The following is a 20,439-nucleotide window of genomic DNA, read 5'->3' as shown; positions in this document are numbered from 1 at the left end:
TTAAAATAATCCATCCTCTATTTCATTTCTTGAAATTGAAAGAACCGAAATGAAAGAATGGTTCAATTAAAATTTAAAACCATTCCATCAAAAGCAATGCGCACATCTACCGGTAAATCATTTTCAATTTGGTCATGCAAACCCATTTGATGACTCAGATGTGTCAGTAATCCAAGCTTGGGTTGAAAATGCTGCATCATTTTTAATGCTTCCTCCAATGTAAAATGCGATACGTGAGGTTCACGTCGAAGCGCATTCAAAACAAGGACTTCTGAACCGTAGATTTTGCTATGTTGATCCTCGGGAATTGTTTTGGCATCGGTGATATAGGTAAAGTTCCCGATCCGAAAACCAAGTACATCCAATAAATAATGTTTAACAAGAATCGGAGTGAATTCGATACTCCCTATTTTGAAGGGATTCAGGTCAATGGTATGTAAGTTGAGCTCTGGTACGCCGGGATATTTTATAGCGTCAAAAGCATAGTGGAACTCCTGTTTGATAGCATGTTGTACCCTGTCTGTGGCGTAGATATCAACCGGTTTATTGCAGACATAGTTGAATGCACGGATATCATCCATCCCCGCAATATGATCCTTGTGTTCATGGGTAAATAATAATCCATCCAGCTTTTTGACACCTGCTCTTAATAATTGTTGTCGGAAATCCGGGCCGGAATCAATAACAACAGTAGTATCCTCATTTTCAACTAATATAGAGGTCCTCAGCCTTTTATCCTTTTCATCTCTGCTCTTGCATACTTCACATTCACAGGCAATAACAGGAACACCTTGTGAAGTTCCGGTACCTAAAAAATGTAATTTTAAGCAAAGTATTAGTGATTAGATGATTCTGTTTCCGGTGAATTCTCTGATAGTTCCTCCTTGTCAACAGCAATCAAATTTTCAGCGGTGCTTGTCGGTTCTTCAAAAGCAAGTTCATTGGTATGAATCGGGTTCTTTAATCCAATTGTACGCAAATCCGCCTGTATGACCTGATTCGCCACTAAAGTTTGAATGATTTCAAGCAGAGACTGAATCCGGCTTTCTAAAACAGAGAACTTGTTGATTACCACTACTTTCTTTGCTTCAAGGATACAATAATTTGATTTGAAGTTGCCCTTTTCGTAGCGAACATCATACCCCGACTGCTCCAATAGGTCTTCCAGTTTTTTTAAATATGCGGGTGTGAATTTTGCCATAACGTATAATTCCCAAAAGTCGTGATTTTTCCCGCTCAAAGCAAAAATGTGTGAGTTCATCTTATTAACAAGATCTGTTTTTGAATTTAACACCCTTCATGCCGGATTTTTATATTCCTTTGCCCTGCGAAACACACTATCGCTGAAAACCAGAAATTCTTTCATATGTTGTTGGGAATTCCCACTGAAACCAAAGAGCGCGAATGTCGCGTTGCCATTACACCGGATGTCTGCGGACAATTAGTCAAAGCCGGTTTCCAGGTATCTGTACAAGCCGGAGCCGGATTAAAATCTTATTACGCTGATGATCAATACATCGCAGCCGGTGCAAACCTGGAAGGGGATGCCGCTGCTATTTATAACCGATCTGATGTCGTTTTAAAGGTGAATGCACCCACTGCTGCTGAAATCGGATTAATGAAAAAGGGCGCTAGCTTAATTTCATTTATGTGGGCGGCTACTAATCCTGAATTCGTGGACGCCTGTGTGAAACAAGGTATAAATGCTTTTTCAATGGACGCCATTCCGCGTATATCCAGAGCTCAGAAAATGGATGCTCTGAGTTCACAAGCAAATCTGGCAGGTTATAAAAGCGTGATCATGGGTGCCAATGCACTCGGTAAAATTTTTCCGCTATTAATGACTGCTGCAGGGACCATTAAACCCTCTAAAGTCGTCATTTTTGGAGCCGGCGTGGCGGGATTACAAGCCATTGCTACTGCGAAAAGATTAAATACCATTGTTGAAGTAACTGATATCCGTCCGGAGACGAAAGAACAAGTAGAATCCCTGGGTGGCAAGTTCATCACAGTGAAAGGAGATGCATCCATTAAAATTGAAGGTGGTTATGTGAAGGGTGTCTCTGAAGATTTTCTAAAACAGCAACAGGAATTGGTTTCAAAACATGTTGCCGAAGCCGACCTGGTCATCACAACAGCTTTAATTCCCGGAAGAAAAGCTCCGGTATTAGTCACAGAGGAGATGGTGAAAAAGATGCGATTCGGGTCTGTGATTGTTGATATGGCGGTTGAACAAGGCGGAAATTGCGTGCTGAGTGAACTCAATCAAACAGTAGTGAAGCATGGTGTAACCATCATCGGGGAAGCGAATATCCCTTCCCTCCTGCCCCTGAATGCCAGCGACCTCTATGCCAAGAATGTACAAACCTTCCTCTTGCACCTAGCCACTAAGGATGGATTCAAATGGGAGATGGAAGAAGAAATTACGAAAGGAGCCCTGGTTGTATACGATGGGGTTAGTCGTTTGAAATAAAAAATTAATGAATTGTTGAATTGTTGAATTGATGAATGTTTAATAAGGAAGGGGTGAGTGTTTGAAGAGGGAGGAAGGATTATGAGGGGAAGTTTTTTGGGAAGTTGAATGATGAAAATAGAAAAAAAAAATATTTTATAAAAAATAACTTTAACTATGAAGCAAGTAACAGACAAAGTAGATTTCGCTAAACAGATGTTGATGCGAACGCAGAAAATGGCAACTGAAGTCATAAAATTCAGTAGGATTATTAATAACAGTGATGAGTCTTATATTATTAAAAAACAAATGATACGTTCTGCCACTTCAGTAGCTGCAAATTATCGTTCTGTTTGCAGGGCAAGGTCAAACAATGAGTTTTATGCTAAGCTTTGTATCGTGGTAGAAGAAATAGATGAAACCAACCTTTGGCTGGAACTCATAAAAGACACAGACCTTTCATCAGATCAAGCACTGACTCTCCTATTAAAAGAAACGTCGGAGTTAACCTCAATTCTGGCACGCTCCAAAAGCACCTATAGATCCAGATATATTAATTAATTTAATCTACCCTTTGAACAATTCAAAAACATTAAAAGCGATAAACATTCATTAAAACCAAGCATTCATCAATTCATTAACTCATTAATTCATTTATTCTTTTATGGAAAATTTATTAAATCATAATCTCAGAGCACCGTGAAATGATCTACTTCGTTGTCCTCTCCGTTTTCGTAGGTGTTGAAGTGATCGGAGGTGTTCCAACGGTTTTGCATACGCCATTGATGAGCGGTGCAAATGCTATACATGGAGTCGTAATTGTTGGAGCCATCTACGTGATGCTGAATGTGGACCCGACAAACATCGCTGCCTTGATTCTTGGCTTCTTAGCCGTATTGCTTGGTACCTTAAATGTAGTGGGCGGATTTGTGGTAACAGACCGCATGCTGGAGATGTTTAAGAAAAATAATTCATTTCGAACGATTAAATAAACAGATTATATGAAGAGCTCCCTGCTCGAAATTTCTTACCTCATTGGATCAGTCACCTTTATTCTGGGACTGAAAATGATGGGTAATCCCAAAACAGCCCGTAAGGGAAATCTTATTGCAGCCGGTGGAATGATCCTGGCCATACTTGGTACAATTTTTCTTTTTGAAAAACATGACCATATGGGCGTGGTGGATACTTCCTTTGTTGTTCCCGGTATGGTGTATGGCCTCATTTTCGGAGCTATTGGTCTGGGTACCGTAGTTGGATGGTTAACAGCTAAGCGTGTACAGATGACAAAGATGCCGGAGTTGGTATCCATGTTCAATGGGATGGGCGGTGCCTGTGCGGCGTTAATTGGTTTAATGGAGTACCAGCATTACTTAGGCGAGACAGGAGCTTTGTCAGCTATTATTGCCGGAATGGTCATAGGTTCAGTTTCATTCAGTGGTTCAGTGATTGCTTATCTGAAACTCAATGGGACGATGAAAAAGCCATTGCGGTTGCCACAATACAATATTCTGAATACGGTTGTCATGATTTCAGTAGTGGCTTTTGGTGCCTGGGTGGTGTATGCTTCTCCTGATAACATGAGTATTTTGTATGCGCTCTTCTTTGCTGCGCTGATCTACGGTATTTTTATTCACTATTCCGATTGGTGGTGCGGATATGCCTGTAGTGATATCATTGCTAAATTCATTTACAGGTCTGGCGGCAGCCTTTGGTGGCTTTTTATACGACAACAAAATCATGTTGACCGGCGGAATACTTGTTGGATCGGCGGGTACATTACTTACGCTCATCATGTGTAAGGCGATGAATCGTCCGTTGAGTAATGTGATTTTTGGTGCATTTGGCGGTGGAGGTGCTACTGCTGAACGTGAGATAGCAGGAAATATCAAGGACATCAATATCAGTGATACTGCTGTGCTGATGAACTATTCGAAGAAAGTGGTTATTGTTCCGGGATATGGTCTGGCGGTGGCCCAGGCGCAACACGTGATTCATGAACTGGAGATGATACTGGAAGAACGCGGTGTAAGTGTGAAATATGCCATTCATCCGGTGGCAGGTCGTATGCCGGGACATATGAACGTATTGCTGGCGGAGTCGAATGTATCCTATGATAAGCTGGTGGAGATGGAAGATATCAATCCGGAATTCAGTTCAACGGATGTTGTACTTGTCGTTGGTGCGAATGACGTTGTAAATCCGGCTGCTCACAATGACCCCGCCTCTCCTATTTACGGAATGCCTATTCTGGATGTTGAAAATGCGGCGCATATCATCGTCAACAAGCGCTCGATGAGCGCAGGGTATGCCGGTATTGAAAATGAGTTGTTCTTCAATCCAAAACCAGCATGCTCTTTGGAGATGCAAAGGATGTATTGACAAAATTGGTGACAGAATTGAAGTCGTTGTAAAGTGTTTTCCTTAATATCCTTTTAATTAATGAAGGGTTTAATCGAAATGCGTAAGGATGCGAAGGTGGTTTAAACTGCCGAAAAACAAATCTGCGAAAATCATAAAAATCTGTGTCATCCGTGGTCCCTAAGAAATATTTATGTTTAGATAATCATATATACATCGTCGGAATTTTTCAGAGGAAAGAGCGAAATACGGTAAATGCGATATACATAAAAGTAATTTAATGAATCTCTACCCACTTTTCACCGGATTGTCTTATCATTCTTCCAATGGGCTGCATACAGGTCTCTGGAATTTTATATTCTTTCATGAGTCCTATCAATTCATCTACCTGACTTTCTGCGATAGCAATGAGTAATCCACCGCTGGTTTGAGGGTCGCAGCCGAGATGCAATTCCCGGGCTCCGATTTCTTGAATGAGATGTCCGTAGCTGTTCCAGTTTCGGTAGGTGATCGCCGGAATAGTAAATTGATCCATATAAATATCCAGTCCCGGAATTTCAGGAAGGGCTTTGATGTTGAGTTCTGCTGCGAGTCCGCTTCCTCTGGCCATCTCCAGCAAGTGTCCGAATAACCCGAAACCTGTGACATCTGTAACGGCATGCACCCCCGAAATTTCACCCAGGCGCTCTCCTATTCTGTTCAATGTTGTCATGGACCTTATGGCGGCTTTTACATCAGCTGCTCCGGCCTTACCCATCTTTTCCGCAGTGGTGATGATACCTACTCCCAATGGTTTGGTGAGAAAAGAACATCTCCCTGTTGTGCTGTATCGTTACGGAGTAATTTATCGGTATGTACTATCCCGTTCACGGCTAAACCAAAAATGGGTTCCGGACTATCAATACTATGTCCACCTGCCAGAGGGATACCTGCATCTTCACAAACTGATCTGCCTCCAGCCACTACACGACCGGCAATTTCCGGAGAAAGTTTATCCACCGGCCAGCCTAAAATAGCAATGGCCAGGTTCGGCTTCCCTCCCATTGCATAGATATCAGAGATCGCATTGGTTGCTGCAATGCGACCGAATTCGAAGGGGTCATCAACAATAGGCATAAAGAAATCTGTTGTGCTGACTAAAGCCAGACCATTTCCTATCTCCAGAACAGCTGCATCGTCGCGGCTATCATTGCCCACCAGCAATCCGGGAAAAGAGGTAGTTGTTTCATTTCCTTTTAAAATTTCATCCAGTACTGCATGAGCTATTTTACATCCGCAACCATAGCCGTGACTGAACTGCGTCAACTTCACTGTTTCTGACATTTCAATTTATTTTCAAGGTTTAATTTTAAGATTGTAGTGAAAAAGTCAAATGGCCTGGAATTTATTTTTAGATTGAATGATGTTATTCAGACCGGACTCCACTTCATTCCAGCTAAACGACAAGGAATGGATCTGACTCTGATCACGTTTTTCATTGCTGAATGCATAGGTTTTATCGTAATAACCTAAAATAATCTCCAGCCATTTCTCCATCTGATCTTCCTCCAGAAATGCCAATGCAGCTTTCATATGCTGACCACCGAGACGACGTTCAATTCTGCGGGTATGTTCAGCCAAAGATTCTTTTGGAAAAATACAGTATTCTTTGAGAATTCTATCCATACGTTCACGGTGACTCACCTCCAGCTCTACTACTTTGGCTAATCGCATACTTTCAAATAGCGCATTGGGGATAATCAGTTTTCCGATGCCCCGACTTTCGTTCTCCAACCATACTATTTCTGTTTCATTCATGAGATGCATCTCCATCCCCAATAAGTTTTCAAAATGTTCCTGCATGGGCTGAGGAGGCATGCCCAATAGGCCAAAAGCAGAGCCCTTGTGAGATGCCAATTGTTCCAGGTCAATGGTTTGTTCACCACGACTGCGCATCATTTTCAGGAGATCTGTTTTTCCACTTCCTGTTTTCCCACCGAGAATCAATATTTTCAATGGTCGATTGAGTTGTTCAATGATCCAATGTCGAAAATGACTTATACCCACCTTCAAGCAAGACCACTTTCAGTCCTGCCATTTTTAACAGCCAGGCCATGATATTACTGCGCATTCCTCCTCTCCAACAGTACAGAAACACCTGTCTGTCTTTTGCTTCTTTTAAAACAAACTTGATTTTCCCATGAAACTCCGGACCCACCAATTCAAAGCCTTTCAGCACTGCCGCCTGACGCCCTTCTTTCTTATACACGGTACCGATAATATGCCGTTGTTCATTGTTAAGCAAGGGCAATGAAATAGCACCCGGAATATGGGCCTTTTCAAATTCCTTTTCACTCCTGGTATCAAGGAGCAATGGTTTCTTCAAACCCATTTGCAACAAAAAATCATTTATCGGTAGTACTTGCACCTGCATACTGCAAAACTAACCATTCGTCATAACAAAACTCCCAAGGGGGAACACGGAGTCCTGGAGGCCTACACAGATTGAACGGATTTTCACGGATGCTCTCTGTAACCAATTCGTACATTCGTCAATTCGTAATTTCGTCAATTCGTACATTCATCAATTCGCGTATTCGTTAATTTGTATTTCGTATTTTCGTAATCATTCGTACATTCGTAATCCCCCCTCGATAAAGTTTCACCTTACGAAAAGCATTATAAAAAAAGGAGAACCCCCGGCCCTCCTTTATCGTTAACCCAATTCAAAAATTTTTTAATTCAGATTCGGATCCTCCGGAAAGTTCGCGAGTATGGCGTATTCATTGCCCATACTTCGGAGCACCTGACTCCATAAAGAGCGAGGATCATCGGCGAAGGTGAATTGTTTACTTCCTTTAAAGACCAGCCATGATTTTCTTTTAGCTCATGGTCCAGTTGTTTGGGTTCCCAGCCCGAATAGCCGGCATAGAATCTTATTTGATTAGGGCGTATTTGTTTGGTGTCGATTAAGAATTTCAATTGTTCATAATCACCTCCCCAGAAAATTCCATTCAATATTTCTTTTGATCCTTCCAGCAAGTGACCTACTGTATGGATGTAGAATAGTGTATCGGTTTCAACGGGACCTCCAAAATAGAGAGGTACTCAAACTCAGGGAAATCATCTACCGCTTCGTTTAAAGTGACATCGGTTGGTTTATTTAGAATGAACCCCAGCGTTCCTTTATCATCGTGTTCGCTGAGTAATACTACTGCGCGTTTAAAATAAGAGTCGACCAAAAAAAGGCCCGAGATAAGGAGGCTGCCCTGGACCGAGGTTTAGATAACTTTTTCATAACCTCTTTTTTAATTGTTTATCGCTCATTGCTGATCTCTCCTTCTTATAATCTGTCGGATTTGAATCAAGTTTTTACTATCTGTAGCAAAGGCCAAAAGTATGCCAGCCTTACATTGATACGGAAGTCAAACGCCAACGGTTTGTAAAAAAAGATGCAAAAGACATGTAATATTGGATCATGTTGATAATGAACCTTACAATTTATTTTGTTGATTTTACACCTAACTTTGAGCCCTATGAAGCATCTGAACGAATATTTGCAAGGGTCTCGTATACAATACGATAAGGGTATCTTAAGTGAGAATCACCTGCTGGAGAACCCTTTAGATCAATTCGAAGCCTGGATGAAGGAAGCCATAGCAGCCGGTGTATCTGAACCTAATGCGGTGGACCTTAGCATGGTAAAATGAAGGCAGACCTTCTTCCAGAATTGTTCTGTTGAAAGGAGTAGATAAGCGAGGGTTCGTTTTTTACACCAATTACGATAGCCGGAAGGGAAAGGAAATGGCGGAGTCGCCCTTTGTCAGCCTTAATTTCTTCTGGACCTTACAGGCAAGGCAGGTTAGAATTGAAGGACGTATTGAGAAAGTGAGTCCGGAAGAAAGTGATGCCTACTTCGCCAGCCGCCCAAGAGAAAGTCAGATCGGAGCATGGGCTTCTGCGCAAAGTTCAGTGATAAAAAGCTGGGAAGTGATAGAAGAAAATATAGCCCAATTAGAGAAACAATACGAGGGAAAAGACATCCCCGCCCTGCACATTGGGGAGGATACATAGTCCTTCCTGATCGGATCGAGGTTTGGCAAGGCCGTCCCAACCGCCTCCATGATCGTTTCCTCTATGAAGATAGTCCGACGGGTTGGATGGTGTTTGGATTAGCACCTTAGGATGTTAATTTAAATATTAATCGAACTGAATCGTCTGATTTTAAGGTTTCACTCGCCAAGGACCACGGGCGATGTGACGTAAGCCTTGCTGACGAGAAGTTCAAGGTTTAAAGTTCAAGGTTCAAGGTTCAAAGTTTAAAGTTGCACCATTTGTCAGCACAGAAGCAAGCAGCCGGAAGCTGGTAGCCGGAAGCTGGTAGCCTGAAGCCGGAAGCCAAAAAATAACAATATCACTATAAGTTTGTTCCATCACTATGACCATTAGAATTCTTATCTTTATAATCATCCTTGTTGCATTAGATTTCTATGTTTTTCAGGCATTCAAATTTGCTATGCGCAATAGTTCGGAGATGTTTCAAAAAGTAACTACCATTACTTTCTGGTCGATGACTGCTTTTTGTGTGGTTGTATTGCTGGCTAGTCGAATTTACGATTGGGATCTTTGGCCAAAGGCTTTGAAGACTTATTCCGGTGCTTTTATTTTCGTGTTGACGTTCTCGAAAATTTTTATTCTGCTTTTTTTGTTGACAGATGATATCTTCAGAGGGGCAAGATGGGCTTTTGAGAAGATGTTTAATTCGCCAAAAGAGGCCGGTGAGTCCTTGAGTGTGATACCTGACAATGCCATTACACGATCTGATTTTTTAATCAAAACAGGATTAGTGCTCGGCTCCTTACCGTTCATGTCATTGATTTATGGAATGGTGCGTGGCGCCTATGATTATCAGGTCAAGAATATCAAACTCACATTGCCCCATCTCCCTGCAGCATTTCAGGGATATAAAATTGTACAAATTTCAGACTTACACGTGGGTAGTTTTGTTAGCACTTCTCCCCTCGAAGAGGCGGTGAGAATTATCAACGAACAACAAGCAGATATCATTCTTTTTACGGGCGATCTGGTGAATAATAAATCGGAGGAACTGAATATACATAAACCTGCACTCTCAAAACTTAAAGCACGTCAGGGAATTTATTCTACGCTGGGTAACCACGACTATGGTGACTACGTTGCCCTGGGATTCAGATCAGGCAAAGGTGGATAACCTGAATACGCTGATAAAAGGGCATAAGGAGATGGGATGGGATATCCTGATGGATGAACATCGCCACATTGAAAAAAGACGGAGAGCGAATAACCCTGATTGGTGTGCAGAATTACAGTATGCATCTTCGTTTTCCCAAGTATGGGAGTTTACCCTGGCGACAAAGGATATCGACTATAGCGATTTCAATATTTTGCTTTCTCATGATCCCAGTCACTGGAGAGGAGAAGTCTTGAAGGATTTTAAAAATATTCACCTGATGCTGGCCGGACATACCCATGGCTTTCAGTTTGGAGTGGAATTGCCGTTTTTCAAATGGAGTCCGGTGCAGTATGTGTACAAAGAATGGGCGGGCTTATACACTGAAGGACATCAGCATCTCTACGTGAACCGCGGACTCGGATTCCTGGGCTATCCCGGGCGGGTAGGGATTTTACCGGAGATTACCGTCTTTGAATTGCATAAAGGTTAGTTCATGAAGTTGTAATCAATAATTGGTGATCAGTATCTTGATTTAACGCTACGGTTTTATTCTCCAAAAGATACCTTTGCAGGATGATTTCAAAACTATATCTGATACCATCTTCATTGGGTGGAGTTCATGTACAAGATTTTTTACCTGAAGGTACACTCACCGTCATTCGCAGTCTGCAACATTTTATTGTAGAAGATGGCAAGACAGCAAGAGCCTTTTTGAAAACCTGCAGCATTACGATTCCTCAATCAGAGCTTGTTATTCAGGAATTAGATAAACATCAACCCGATCAGGATATGGCTGAGCTGCTCTTGCCGATGAAGTCAGGTATTTCGATGGGATTACTCAGTGAGGCGGGATGTCCGGGTGTTGCTGATCCCGGTGCCAGAGTGGTGGCCGAAGCCCACCGAAACGGATATAAAGTCATGCCCTTGGTAGGACCTTCCTCTCTCCTACTCGCTCTGATGGCCTCCGGACTCAGCGGACAACAATTTTGCTTTCATGGCTATTTACCGATTGATAAAGCGGAGCGCATGAAGAAAATTCAGCGCATGGAAGAAGCAGCAAAAAGCAAGAAAGAAACTCAGCTCTTCATAGAAACGCCCTATCGCAACAACCAACTCCTCGCCGATTTACTTCAATATCTCAGCGGTGAAACCAAAATTTGCCTCGCCTCCGATCTCACCACCCCCGATGAACACATCCGAACTTTAAAAGTTAAAGACTGGAAAAAGTCCCCACCGGAGCTACATAAAAAACCCTGTGTTTTTTTGATTGGATAAGCATGGAGGAATTGATGAATTAATGAGTGGTTGTCCCGAAGCCTCGGGATGATGAATGTTTTAGAATAAAATTGATGAGTCTTAGAATACGGAATGATGAATGTTTTGAATATACATAATCAGTGTTATTATAGTAAAAATCCTCCGTGTAGCTCCAAGTGCTCTGTATCTCCGTGGTTAAAAAGGAAAAATCCTTCGGAGACGACAATTGTCATTCATCTAAAATGATTAATATTATTCGGTCATATGAATTATTTTAAAATAGAAAGTATTGCTATACGTCGCAATCAGAGGTTTGAATTTACGGATTCAATTTGAAAAAACCGGATGTTCAATACTATTTTGATAGGCCGCAGATTGCTTATGATTATTATGATTTATTATGATAGTTCCCTGCGACCCCTGCGTCGCGAATTCTCGCGATCATCCATCTTCAAATCAACACATTTTCAAATTTTCAAATCAAAATTTGACTAACTTAGACGAAACACTTTCCGAATCAGTAATTAAATTGACCAGATAAACCCCATTCGCCACCGCATTCATCGGTATCTCTCCCGTCACATACCCTCCCGCTATCACCTCAATTTTTTTCTCGTACACCAACCTCCCTTCCATATCAAACAACCGCAAACTCCCCGTTCTCCCTTTAAGTTTGGAGGCGTTGATGTGAATCATATTCCAATCGGGATTATACCAGGCTTGGAAGAAGACTTCATTATTTGGAACTATATGTTCACCACCTACGGTTAGCGTATCACAAGGACTTCCAATCCACGCGCCTAGTTCATAATCTGTGTTATTAGGCAAACCGTAATAAGTCCTTGCCCCACCAAGGTAAAAACTATATGGCTGAAAATCGCAAGTAGCTCCTAAAGAGTCAGGATAATTTATGACGCTGAGATGGGTGTTGATGGTAGTGAATAATGAATCAGGGTATGGAATACTTGCAATTTCATCTGTTGATGTCAGGTAAATTCTATTATCCGGAGCTAAACGCATATTACCTGCTCCCAGTTCATAACTTGGCAATACCGCAATCACTTGCTTGCTTGAAAAAATATTTGGAGCTGTTAAATCAAATTGAAACAATGTATCATTTTGACCGGGTTGATTTAAATAAGCAATACTCATCACGTATAACTTGCTGTCATCGGGAGAAAATGCGGCTGAAAAATAATACGGATATGGATTTCCGCTACGTTCCGCTTGAATCGTAATAGGAAAAGATAATAATCCTGTACATCGATCAAAATTAAATAAAAGAATTAATCCTCTCCAATCAATATGAACCAATTTGCTTCCATTCAAATTTGAAATCAAATGACCACCACCTGTAGTAAAGAATGGACCAATACTTTGAATTAATGAAGTATCAATTCCATTTGGATTAATCAGATAGCAATAAGTTAAATTATTTCCTGTCTGCCCTGTTCCATCCCATTTTTTAAACAACAACCACCAATCTCTTCCATTACCATGACGCACCGCAGTAAGCCCATCAAAAGCGGGCACCTGTTGTACTATTACATTTTTTTGTATAACGACCCCCGAATCATTATTGGCTTTGTAATTAATAAGGGTGTAATATAAACCATCAAATGAATTGACACCAATTGTAAACAAATAAACTAACGAATCATTGCCGGGGTGAGGTATTAATACCATCTCATGATACCAGGCCTCAACATATAAGCTATCACTTTCCGGAATGGGTTCGTTATGTCTATTATAGGTTTGGGATTGATTAAATAATGCAGTAGTATAATTTGAATGACTGTATATTAATAACCCGCTGGAGTCAGCTAATGATACACAAGAACCTCTTCCACGTACTTTCGATTTAAACATTGTGGGATTTGAAGGATTACTCCAGTTTATGCCTGCACTATCCCCAAATACCCAATAATTATTATTGAACTGCGTCTGTCCTTTCACTTCATAGCAGAGGGCAATTAGTATAATTACAAATCTATATTTAACTAACAGATTTTTCATTTTAACTTGATGAGCTTCTTACTGTCCAATCTTTTTTGATCTTTCATAAATTCCAAAAAATAACATCCTGCAGAAAGAGAACTTAAATCAATTGAATTCACATTCTCCGATTTCAACACTCTGCGCTGTTGTCCATCATAGATATAAATGCAATCAGGTAAATCGTTTTTATAAGTAAGATAGATGTTGTCCTTTGCAGGTACAGGGTATATCAGCACCTCAAATATGTTAGATGCCATTGTCTGAATATTTCTTATTCTGGATCCTCCTGCCAATGCTCCGTCATGCACTTCATAAAACAATCGGTTACGGCTGATATAGGATGCTTCTCCTCCTTGCAACGCATTCAAGTTCGCGATATCATAGAAAAAGCTACTGTCAGAATTAGTAAGTGCTGAATCTGTTATGCTCTTGTTCAAACATAATTCATAAACCGATTTAAAATAACCTTCCACGGCATTGGTATCGTTGATGCCCTCCAGCACTTGCTCTGCGGCTAAGAAATCTCCAGCTTCAATATAATTTCTGACACTGTCAAATTTTGCAAAATTACTTGCGCTCATTTCTTCATAAAAAGCTTCGAAAGAAGAATCAGCCGCATTATCCATACTAATCAGATTCGTATCATTTTTAAGTACTTCATACAACCCACTTTTTGCAAAATGATTGAAATATTCCATATACTCCTCATTATATCTTGCTGAATCACCGGTGATGAATCCAAAGGCCAAATTGCGCGCCACAGGATTTGTAATCACCGGGCATTCTAATGGAGCAAGGTTTGGAGTAACTCCTTGTTCAACTAATAATTGTGGACCAATATTATTATTAATATCCGGATTATATATTTGGTTATTAGCGGGAGACGAATTATCAAAATACCAGGAAATAGGTACTCCAAGACCTGTTGTTCCGATCACCCTGTCCGGTTGCAAGCCTGCCGGGTTATGATAAAACAAATTGTCATCAGTACGTTTTTGATTATTAGTTGGATCAAACAGTCCCTGTACTCCGATATCCGCATTGATCAATGAAATAGCGTTGTCGTAATAATTCATTGTATTTTCAGCCAATGCTACCTGACCATGGTTGCCTAAAAACTGAATGCTGTTGCCCATATAATTCAGTGTGTTGGTGCTGATGCAGGGGTTGATGTTATTATCCAAACGTATACCTAAAAGAAGATTCGATAATGAGTTTGATGTGGACTGATTACTAATCGTATTACCGGAAATTTTAGATTGAGAACTTCCCTGCATCCAAATACCCAGAGACGGATATGGCGGCACCGAAGAATGATCAAAATAGATATGGTTATTCGAAATTAGTGCACTCGTTATTAGCGAAACAAAAATACCCAGACGTGGTTGAAATATATCTGAACCCGGTTCACCAATTGTATTTTCGAATATACTCACATAGGGAACATTAGGTATCCAATTAAAGGAGTACTTACTGCCTACCCAGATGGCAGTTCCTTGAAAAGATTGAGGAGTAGAAGGAATGGAACAGGTTCCTAAGAATAAGTTTTCACCAACATTGAATTTCCCTCTAGGATCAGATATAAAACCTTTTACTCCAACATTATAATTGTAAAATGTATTTTCTCTGGTAATATATACTTCCTTATTTGCGGGTGAAACTACCCATACCCCGGTATTACTTATTGCTTCGTTCAAATCACCTTCATCATCACCAAACACATTATTAAACACCTTCAAATTCATCTCTCCAACTGAAACAATGCCATTCACAGATGAAGTAAAAATATTTTTATGCGATGCCGGTGCACCCGAATTGAAATTCTTGCAACCGATAATCGTTTTACGGTCGTTGTAATCGCTTGCAGAGTAGGAATAAATGCAGGAGCCTTTATGTTTTTCTTCTACCGACGCTCCATCAACATCATAAAGTATATTGCTGAATGTATTGTTGTAACACTCAAATCCGGCATTGTATGCCATAATACCATAACTCGCATCGGAAAACGTATTGGATGAAACACTCGAGTTCATTGAACTGTCCCCAATCACCACCCGTTCCACATCTCGTAAGCGGATACCGGCCAGTTTTTGGATACCGGCATAAGGGGCTAGCAAGCTACCTGTTTTTGAAAAACTACAACTTCTAATATAGTTTTTTTGAGAAAAGGCATTCACGCCATTGCCTGATCTGTCCTGGCTAATGGATTTATTATACTTCTCCATCAGTACATCCACATAATTATTATCAAAATCACACTTTTCAATCATAAATGGTGAATCCCGGCGCAACACTAACGCATTTTTTGCATCTCGGATGGTGGTTCGAGTAGAAGTAGTAACATATTCTGTGATCTCCAACTCGGGTTCAGTAACTGCCTGATCATATATGTCAACGTAAATGCCATCCCACATGGTGGAAGTACTACAGGTTTCTACCAGGCATCCTTTCAAAATTAGCTTCGACAAACCTCTTACTCTAATTCTAGCATCTTCACCTAAACGTAATGTACATTTTTCGATGATTATTGTATTAATGGGATTATCAATATTATTAAGAGTATACACGAAATTTTTTACCCAAAACTCTCCGTTTATACAGATAGTGGGAGTTCCAGTACTTCCAGGAGAAATAGTAACAGTTTTGTTGAGTAAATCGTACGTTGGAGTTGAAATGGTTGTGCCATTTATTGCACTAATCAAATCCTCTGTATGTGACACATTATATACCGTTTCAACAGTTTCTATAAATACCGAATAAGCATATGGATTTAATTCTACAGCAGAAGAACAACTGCAACATGGTACTACATTCACTGTTATTTCATCCCATTGGGGGCATCCTTCGTTGTTATCTACCCCGTTGTCAGACCATACTTGCACCTTGTAAGTCCAAGGTATTATTCCTATACCTGGATTCGGCACTGTTATGTCCGCTGTGGTTGCAGAAGGAATTTCAATATTATTCTCATACCATTTATAATGTAAGGTCCCGGTATTCACCATAGGTGATAAAGTAGTATTTGCTCGCAAATCAAAATCTACATTATTGTCACATACCGTAAAATCATTGCCTAAATCAACACTTACCGGACCTCGGTCGAGTTCAATTATATTACTGCTTGCCCAACAAAATCCATCGTAAACAAATACCTGATAAGCATTCGTCTTCATATTAATGTTATTAATATTAATGGACTGCTGAAAAGGATTATGATCTGTTATTTCGCCATCAGGAACCCAAAGATAAGAATAGGAATGGCTAAGGTTAGAGTTTTGATTTGATGTCGTTACATTTGCGCTTAATGTGATTTCAGGGATGTCGGCACATGGTTCTGATGTCTCGGCAGTAGCCACAACGCTGATTGCAGGATGAATAATTAAATTTACAGGATCGGATGTGACACTGCCATCATTGGCGAAAAGGGTATATGTACCCGGATCCAGGTTAGTAGGAAGATGGAAGAGTGAATCAGAAATGCTATTAGAATAAACGGTTGTAGATCCTTGTTTTACCTCCAATGTAATAGTTGAATTAAAATTTGCTCCTTGAACCAGAACAGAGGTAGTTGTCCCTTCACAGATTTCATCATCGGTTAAACGAACTGTGATTGTACCGGGATTTCTGTAGATGATTCGAGTAAGCGAGTGAGGAGGAATTGATACCACTCCACTAGCAATATTAATTTCGCCTGTTGTATATAAATTATTATTAAGCTGATTTGCCACGGGAAGTGTTACGATACTTCCTAAACCTGTAGTTGGATCTATAGTAGTTAATTGCACCATACTTTGAGGTACATTTGTTATAGGATTGATAGAAGTTAAATCTGATGGATTGCCTATCGAATAAACAGCTTGTCCCAAATTTAAAATGATAGCTTCAAAACCTTCCTCCTTTTCAAAGGACCATCCATATAGATTCAACAAATTATTGCTGGTTACATAATTTCCATTTGCGTCAAAGTAACTAATATTTCCTATTGCTGTAGAATTTGGACTGAAATCAATTCTATGCGCTTCCACCCCAGTTCCTTTCATGGCCAATGCAATCTCGTTTTGTGCGGCACCGGAAGCTGTAAAGCCGAATGGAGTAGTTTCGAAGTTACCGGCACCAACTAATTTAACATTTTCAGGTAGCTGTCCCTCTGCAAGGTTTTGAAAACCCCTGTTCGATTCAAAAATATTGCCATATACTGCATCTGATGTCATGGCATGTGAGCTCAGATGAGTGATTAAAGGTGATTCCAGATACTTCAATGTTTGAATCGCATTGAATAATCCATGCGCCCATGTCCCTACATTATTACTTACATCATCATTCATGTTATACTCGGTGAGCCAGACTTCTAAAGGAGGATTCAAACTTAATGCACTACTCCTGTCTTCAACAGCCTGCAGTTCATTAGCGATAAGATCGTCACCTTTTATAAAAGGCTTGATGAACATTTGTCCGATATTATAAGGAGCAAAATCAATAGGGTTGCTCAATCCACTGGTATAATATTCATGAATGGTGATGGCATCAGGACGGTTTGTGACGTTTTGTATGTTGGAAAGTATTGTTTCCAACCAAAGTGATCTACGTCCGGCCGAGTTTTCACTAAACGATGATCCAACTACCGCCACCTGAACATCTGCAAAAGGCACCTTGCTTTTTAAAGCATCAGTAAATGCATTAGCATAGTTAATATAATCATAAGAGGAGGGAAATACTTCTTTATAATGCTCATCATTAAAATAGAACTCATTTCCTAATTCTACATACTTAACAGGTAGATTCAACTCGTGCGCTCTGTAAAGGCTCGCCAGTTCGTAGTTAAAGCCAGATGTCAGATTGTTGAATTGGAAAATGGGTCGCCCGGCAACAGCATCATTACATATTTTAAAATACTGCATTTCATTTACAAAAGTTCCATCGGGAAGTAAATCAGGAAACGGTTTTTTATGCGATCGTTTCAGGTAAAACCAATCATTGGGCAGTTCATTTTCCGGAATAAACCATCCTGTTCGCCAATCCCAGTAATTACCATTTGTTCCACCATTATGCCGAATGCTGCTGATTCCATTGTGCAGTAAAACTGAGTTGGAAGAAAGATCAGACCAATATTGTCCTTCATCTAATACACTGGAGCCATTGTAACCAAAATAATCCTCAGAGATGGGATGATTCCAGGAAGGATCTGAAGTGGTGGTATTTAGCACGGGATTAATAGGGATAATAATTGGCTGGCCTGGATCAGGTTTGTATCCCCAGGTAAATGAAGAGTAATAATTCGTCAATGTAAAACTCTTGATTTTACCTGCCATCACATTTCCGGTGATTCCTTCTTTCTCTACATTTTTCCAGGTTGTGCCATTCCATGCGGCTACAATTAACCTTGTAGTATCGTATAATCCGCAGGCAATACTGTCCCAGTAAAGCGACACATATACATTACTAGAGCCTGTTGTGCGGGTTAAATTCCAATAGCTGCATGTATTTAATAAACGAATGGTGGTATCTGCTGCACTACCATAGGGTTGTCCTTCAAGATAAAATCGGGCGGTGAATGCATCCGTAGTTTGAGTTGGTGCTGAAATTTCAATGGGGTTCCATTGCCCCTGATCACCCACCGGAAAAACAAAAGCCGTATTCCCGATTTTTTTCACAGGTCCTTCTACATGGCTCATGTTACTTCCACCATTTACAATTGCCGGTGCTTTTAACGTGATCAGCGAATCGGTACTTAGTACTCCTCCGTTTAATGTGAGGACACTGTCGATGGTAATTTGTCGGTTGGTGGTGAGCAGGCCACCGGGTTTTGTTAATATGAATTTCTGAGCAGAAATAATGGCTGCGGTGGTCAGGGCCTGATCTTCGCCTCCGTTAAATTGCAGAAGTCCGCTGCCTGAACTGAAGCCCACTTTTGAATTGTTGGTAGTCACATCTCCTCCAAAGGTACTTGTATCGGCAAAGGCAACCTGAATATATCCGGTGCTGGTATTAAAAGTCACATCTCCCGCGTACACATCACCCGACTGCAATGACATACGCAGTATACCCGATCCGGTGGTATTGTTGTTGATGGTGGTGGTTCCGTAAAACACATTGCCGCCTTCCCAGTGGTTGGTGGCATTACCGGTTTTAGTGAAAGCGGCTACATTGTAAAAAGTACTGGTCTTCACCAACAGGCTGGGGGTAGAAACAGTAAATGCCGCGGCAAAGGAACAGCCCTGCATACTTAAGGTACTGGTGCCTGTAGTAATAATGGATTGGGTGGTTGAATCGGATTGCACAATATTTTTAAGTGTAATCACTCCAGCTGTCAACCCACTGCTTCCTGCTGAAAGGGTCTTCCCCGCACCGATGATAGCAGCGGCATTGGTCCCTGCACAAAAGCTAAGGCCGCCATTGCCGGTGCAATTAATAAATACATTTCCATTGTACTGGCTGGTATCGCCAAACGACAATTGCAGAGCATAAACGCCGGTACTGATAAAAGTAACCTTGTCGTTAAAGATATCACCGGAAGTTTCTCCCATACGGAGATAGGTAGCCCCCGAGTTTTTAATAGTTACTGAATCATTAAAAACACAGCCTCCCGCACCCCAACCACTGGCACCGCCGTTTTGTTCAAAGGAGCCGGTCTGGTCAAATGTACCTCCAGAAAACTTTATTTGTCCTACCACAACATCTAAGGTACAATTAAAATCTGTACCTTGAAAAAAAGCATAAATTCCTCTTAGTTTTAATGACTCTCCTATGACATCACCACCATTAAATGAGGCACGTTGAGTGACATATAATTCATTGGTATCTAAATCTATTGTGCTCCCGTTCAGAACAAGCCGGTTCACAGTTCGATTCTGATCAAGTTCCAGATTGGGTTTCCCGGAATTGATGGTGATGGTGTCGTTAGACCCGGGGACAATCCCGCCTGACCAGTTGGAAGCTGTGCCCCAATTATTGTTTGTAGTACCGTTCCAGGTGTAATTACCGGCAAAAGATGAAGAAGGAAACAATAGCAAAAGAACTAAACAGGCGTTAATTGACAAAGTGCCTTGGCACAAGGTCTTTTTTAAGACAATGACGAAATGATTCATGGGTTACATGTTTTTGAAGGGTTGTATCAATAACGTACTTGAATATACAATTACAAACTAATGATGAATCAAATAACGACCTCCCGTTAGAGTCG

14 protein-coding genes and 3 pseudogenes are annotated in these 20,439 nt (G+C 40.8%); 8 read left to right on the top strand and 9 right to left on the bottom strand.

All coding sequences use genetic code 11. The features are described from left to right. Positions 1-62 precede the first annotated feature (62 nt). Positions 63-836 (bottom strand): MBL fold metallo-hydrolase, encoded by a 774-nt coding sequence (locus tag IPJ86_13890; protein MBK7888326.1) that lies wholly within the window; start codon positions 834-836, stop codon positions 63-65. Next, entirely contained in the window at positions 836-1,201 is a 366-nt protein-coding gene (locus tag IPJ86_13885) for a hypothetical protein (GenBank protein ID MBK7888325.1), read from the bottom strand. The genes IPJ86_13890 and IPJ86_13885 overlap by 1 nt, the downstream gene beginning before the upstream one ends. Before the next feature lie 165 nt (positions 1,202-1,366). Between IPJ86_13885 and IPJ86_13880 the strand changes: the two genes are divergently transcribed. The 4 genes and pseudogenes from IPJ86_13880 (at position 1,367) to IPJ86_13865 (ending at position 4,866) form a co-directional block, all read left to right on the top strand. Continuing rightward, entirely contained in the window at positions 1,367-2,473 is a 1,107-nt protein-coding gene (locus IPJ86_13880; GenBank protein MBK7888324.1) for a Re/Si-specific NAD(P)(+) transhydrogenase subunit alpha, read from the top strand. A 195-nt stretch (positions 2,474-2,668) separates the two neighbouring features. Beyond that, positions 2,669-3,013, top strand: a complete 345-nt coding sequence (locus IPJ86_13875) for a four helix bundle protein (GenBank protein ID MBK7888323.1) — start codon at positions 2,669-2,671, stop codon at positions 3,011-3,013. 143 nt (positions 3,014-3,156) lie between these two features. Further along, positions 3,157-3,444: an NAD(P) transhydrogenase subunit alpha gene (locus tag IPJ86_13870; GenBank protein ID MBK7888322.1), complete on the top strand. Its 288-nt coding sequence runs from the start codon at positions 3,157-3,159 to the stop codon at positions 3,442-3,444. Positions 3,445-3,453: 9 nt separating this feature from the next. Beyond that, positions 3,454-4,866, top strand: a pseudogene (locus IPJ86_13865) (NAD(P)(+) transhydrogenase (Re/Si-specific) subunit beta). A 224-nt stretch (positions 4,867-5,090) separates the two neighbouring features. On the opposite strand, the pseudogene selD reads toward IPJ86_13865, so the two are convergent. The 5 genes and pseudogenes from selD to IPJ86_13840 all read right to left on the bottom strand — a co-directional run bounded on the left by selD (position 5,091) and on the right by IPJ86_13840 (position 8,034). Beyond that, positions 5,091-6,136: pseudogene (selD, locus tag IPJ86_13860) on the bottom strand (selenide, water dikinase SelD). Between the two features lie 45 nt (positions 6,137-6,181). Next, entirely contained in the window at positions 6,182-6,865 is a 684-nt protein-coding gene (locus IPJ86_13855; protein ID MBK7888321.1) for a hypothetical protein, read from the bottom strand. Continuing rightward, positions 6,825-7,226: a hypothetical protein gene (locus IPJ86_13850; GenBank protein ID MBK7888320.1), complete on the bottom strand. Its 402-nt coding sequence runs from the start codon at positions 7,224-7,226 to the stop codon at positions 6,825-6,827. Before IPJ86_13850 ends, IPJ86_13855 begins: the two co-directional genes overlap by 41 nt. A gap of 308 nt (positions 7,227-7,534) precedes the next feature. Further along, on the bottom strand, positions 7,535-7,852 hold the full coding sequence (locus IPJ86_13845; protein MBK7888319.1) for a YqgE/AlgH family protein: 318 nt from the start codon (positions 7,850-7,852) through the stop codon (positions 7,535-7,537). Next, positions 7,840-8,034, bottom strand: coding sequence for a YqgE/AlgH family protein (locus IPJ86_13840; GenBank protein MBK7888318.1), 195 nt, complete (start codon positions 8,032-8,034; stop codon positions 7,840-7,842). Before IPJ86_13840 ends, IPJ86_13845 begins: the two co-directional genes overlap by 13 nt. Positions 8,035-8,328: 294 nt before the next feature. On the opposite strand from IPJ86_13840, the pseudogene pdxH reads away from it, so the two are divergent. The 4 genes and pseudogenes from pdxH to IPJ86_13820 all read left to right on the top strand — a co-directional run bounded on the left by pdxH (position 8,329) and on the right by IPJ86_13820 (position 11,279). Continuing rightward, positions 8,329-8,976 (top strand): annotated as a pseudogene (gene pdxH / locus IPJ86_13835) (pyridoxamine 5'-phosphate oxidase). Between the two features lie 254 nt (positions 8,977-9,230). Beyond that, the gene (locus IPJ86_13830; protein MBK7888317.1) at positions 9,231-10,022 is read left to right on the top strand and encodes a metallophosphoesterase; all 792 of its coding nucleotides are present in this window, start codon (positions 9,231-9,233) and stop codon (positions 10,020-10,022) included. Then, positions 9,976-10,494, top strand: a complete 519-nt coding sequence (locus tag IPJ86_13825; protein MBK7888316.1) for a hypothetical protein — start codon at positions 9,976-9,978, stop codon at positions 10,492-10,494. Before IPJ86_13830 ends, IPJ86_13825 begins: the two co-directional genes overlap by 47 nt. An 83-nt stretch (positions 10,495-10,577) precedes the next feature. Next, on the top strand, positions 10,578-11,279 hold the full coding sequence (locus IPJ86_13820) for an SAM-dependent methyltransferase (GenBank protein ID MBK7888315.1): 702 nt from the start codon (positions 10,578-10,580) through the stop codon (positions 11,277-11,279). Between the two features lie 462 nt (positions 11,280-11,741). Here the strand turns inward: IPJ86_13820 and IPJ86_13815 are convergent, their stop codons facing one another. Both IPJ86_13815 and IPJ86_13810 read right to left on the bottom strand, forming a co-directional pair. Next, a complete protein-coding gene (locus tag IPJ86_13815) occupies positions 11,742-13,277 on the bottom strand; it encodes a T9SS type A sorting domain-containing protein (protein MBK7888314.1) in 1,536 nt (511 codons plus the stop codon). Then, complete coding sequence (locus IPJ86_13810) at positions 13,274-20,344, bottom strand: T9SS type A sorting domain-containing protein (protein ID MBK7888313.1); 7,071 nt, start codon at positions 20,342-20,344, stop codon at positions 13,274-13,276. Before IPJ86_13810 ends, IPJ86_13815 begins: the two co-directional genes overlap by 4 nt. Between the last annotated feature and the right edge of the window lie 95 nt (positions 20,345-20,439).

The sequence above is a fragment of the Bacteroidota bacterium genome (assembly GCA_016713925.1).
Classification (GTDB): domain Bacteria; phylum Bacteroidota; class Bacteroidia; order AKYH767-A; family OLB10; genus JAJTFW01.
This window is presented reverse-complemented; position numbering and strand designations above follow the sequence as displayed.

Excerpts from the sequence above, each read along its gene's own strand:
- IPJ86_13870 (MBK7888322.1), top strand. The coding sequence starts at position 3,157 with ATGATCTACTTCGTTGTCCTCTCCGTTTTCGTAGGTGTTGAAGTGATC.
- IPJ86_13815 (MBK7888314.1), bottom strand. The coding sequence starts at position 13,277 with ATGAAAAATCTGTTAGTTAAATATAGATTTGTAATTATACTAATTGCC.
- IPJ86_13850 (MBK7888320.1), bottom strand. The coding sequence starts at position 7,226 with ATGCAGGTGCAAGTACTACCGATAAATGATTTTTTGTTGCAAATGGGT.
- IPJ86_13825 (MBK7888316.1), top strand. The coding sequence starts at position 9,976 with ATGGTGACTACGTTGCCCTGGGATTCAGATCAGGCAAAGGTGGATAAC.
- IPJ86_13885 (MBK7888325.1), bottom strand. The coding sequence starts at position 1,201 with ATGGCAAAATTCACACCCGCATATTTAAAAAAACTGGAAGACCTATTG.
- IPJ86_13820 (MBK7888315.1), top strand. The coding sequence starts at position 10,578 with ATGATTTCAAAACTATATCTGATACCATCTTCATTGGGTGGAGTTCAT.
- IPJ86_13880 (MBK7888324.1), top strand. The coding sequence starts at position 1,367 with ATGTTGTTGGGAATTCCCACTGAAACCAAAGAGCGCGAATGTCGCGTT.
- IPJ86_13830 (MBK7888317.1), top strand. The coding sequence starts at position 9,231 with ATGACCATTAGAATTCTTATCTTTATAATCATCCTTGTTGCATTAGAT.
- IPJ86_13810 (MBK7888313.1), bottom strand. The coding sequence starts at position 20,344 with ATGAATCATTTCGTCATTGTCTTAAAAAAGACCTTGTGCCAAGGCACT.
- IPJ86_13875 (MBK7888323.1), top strand. The coding sequence starts at position 2,669 with ATGTTGATGCGAACGCAGAAAATGGCAACTGAAGTCATAAAATTCAGT.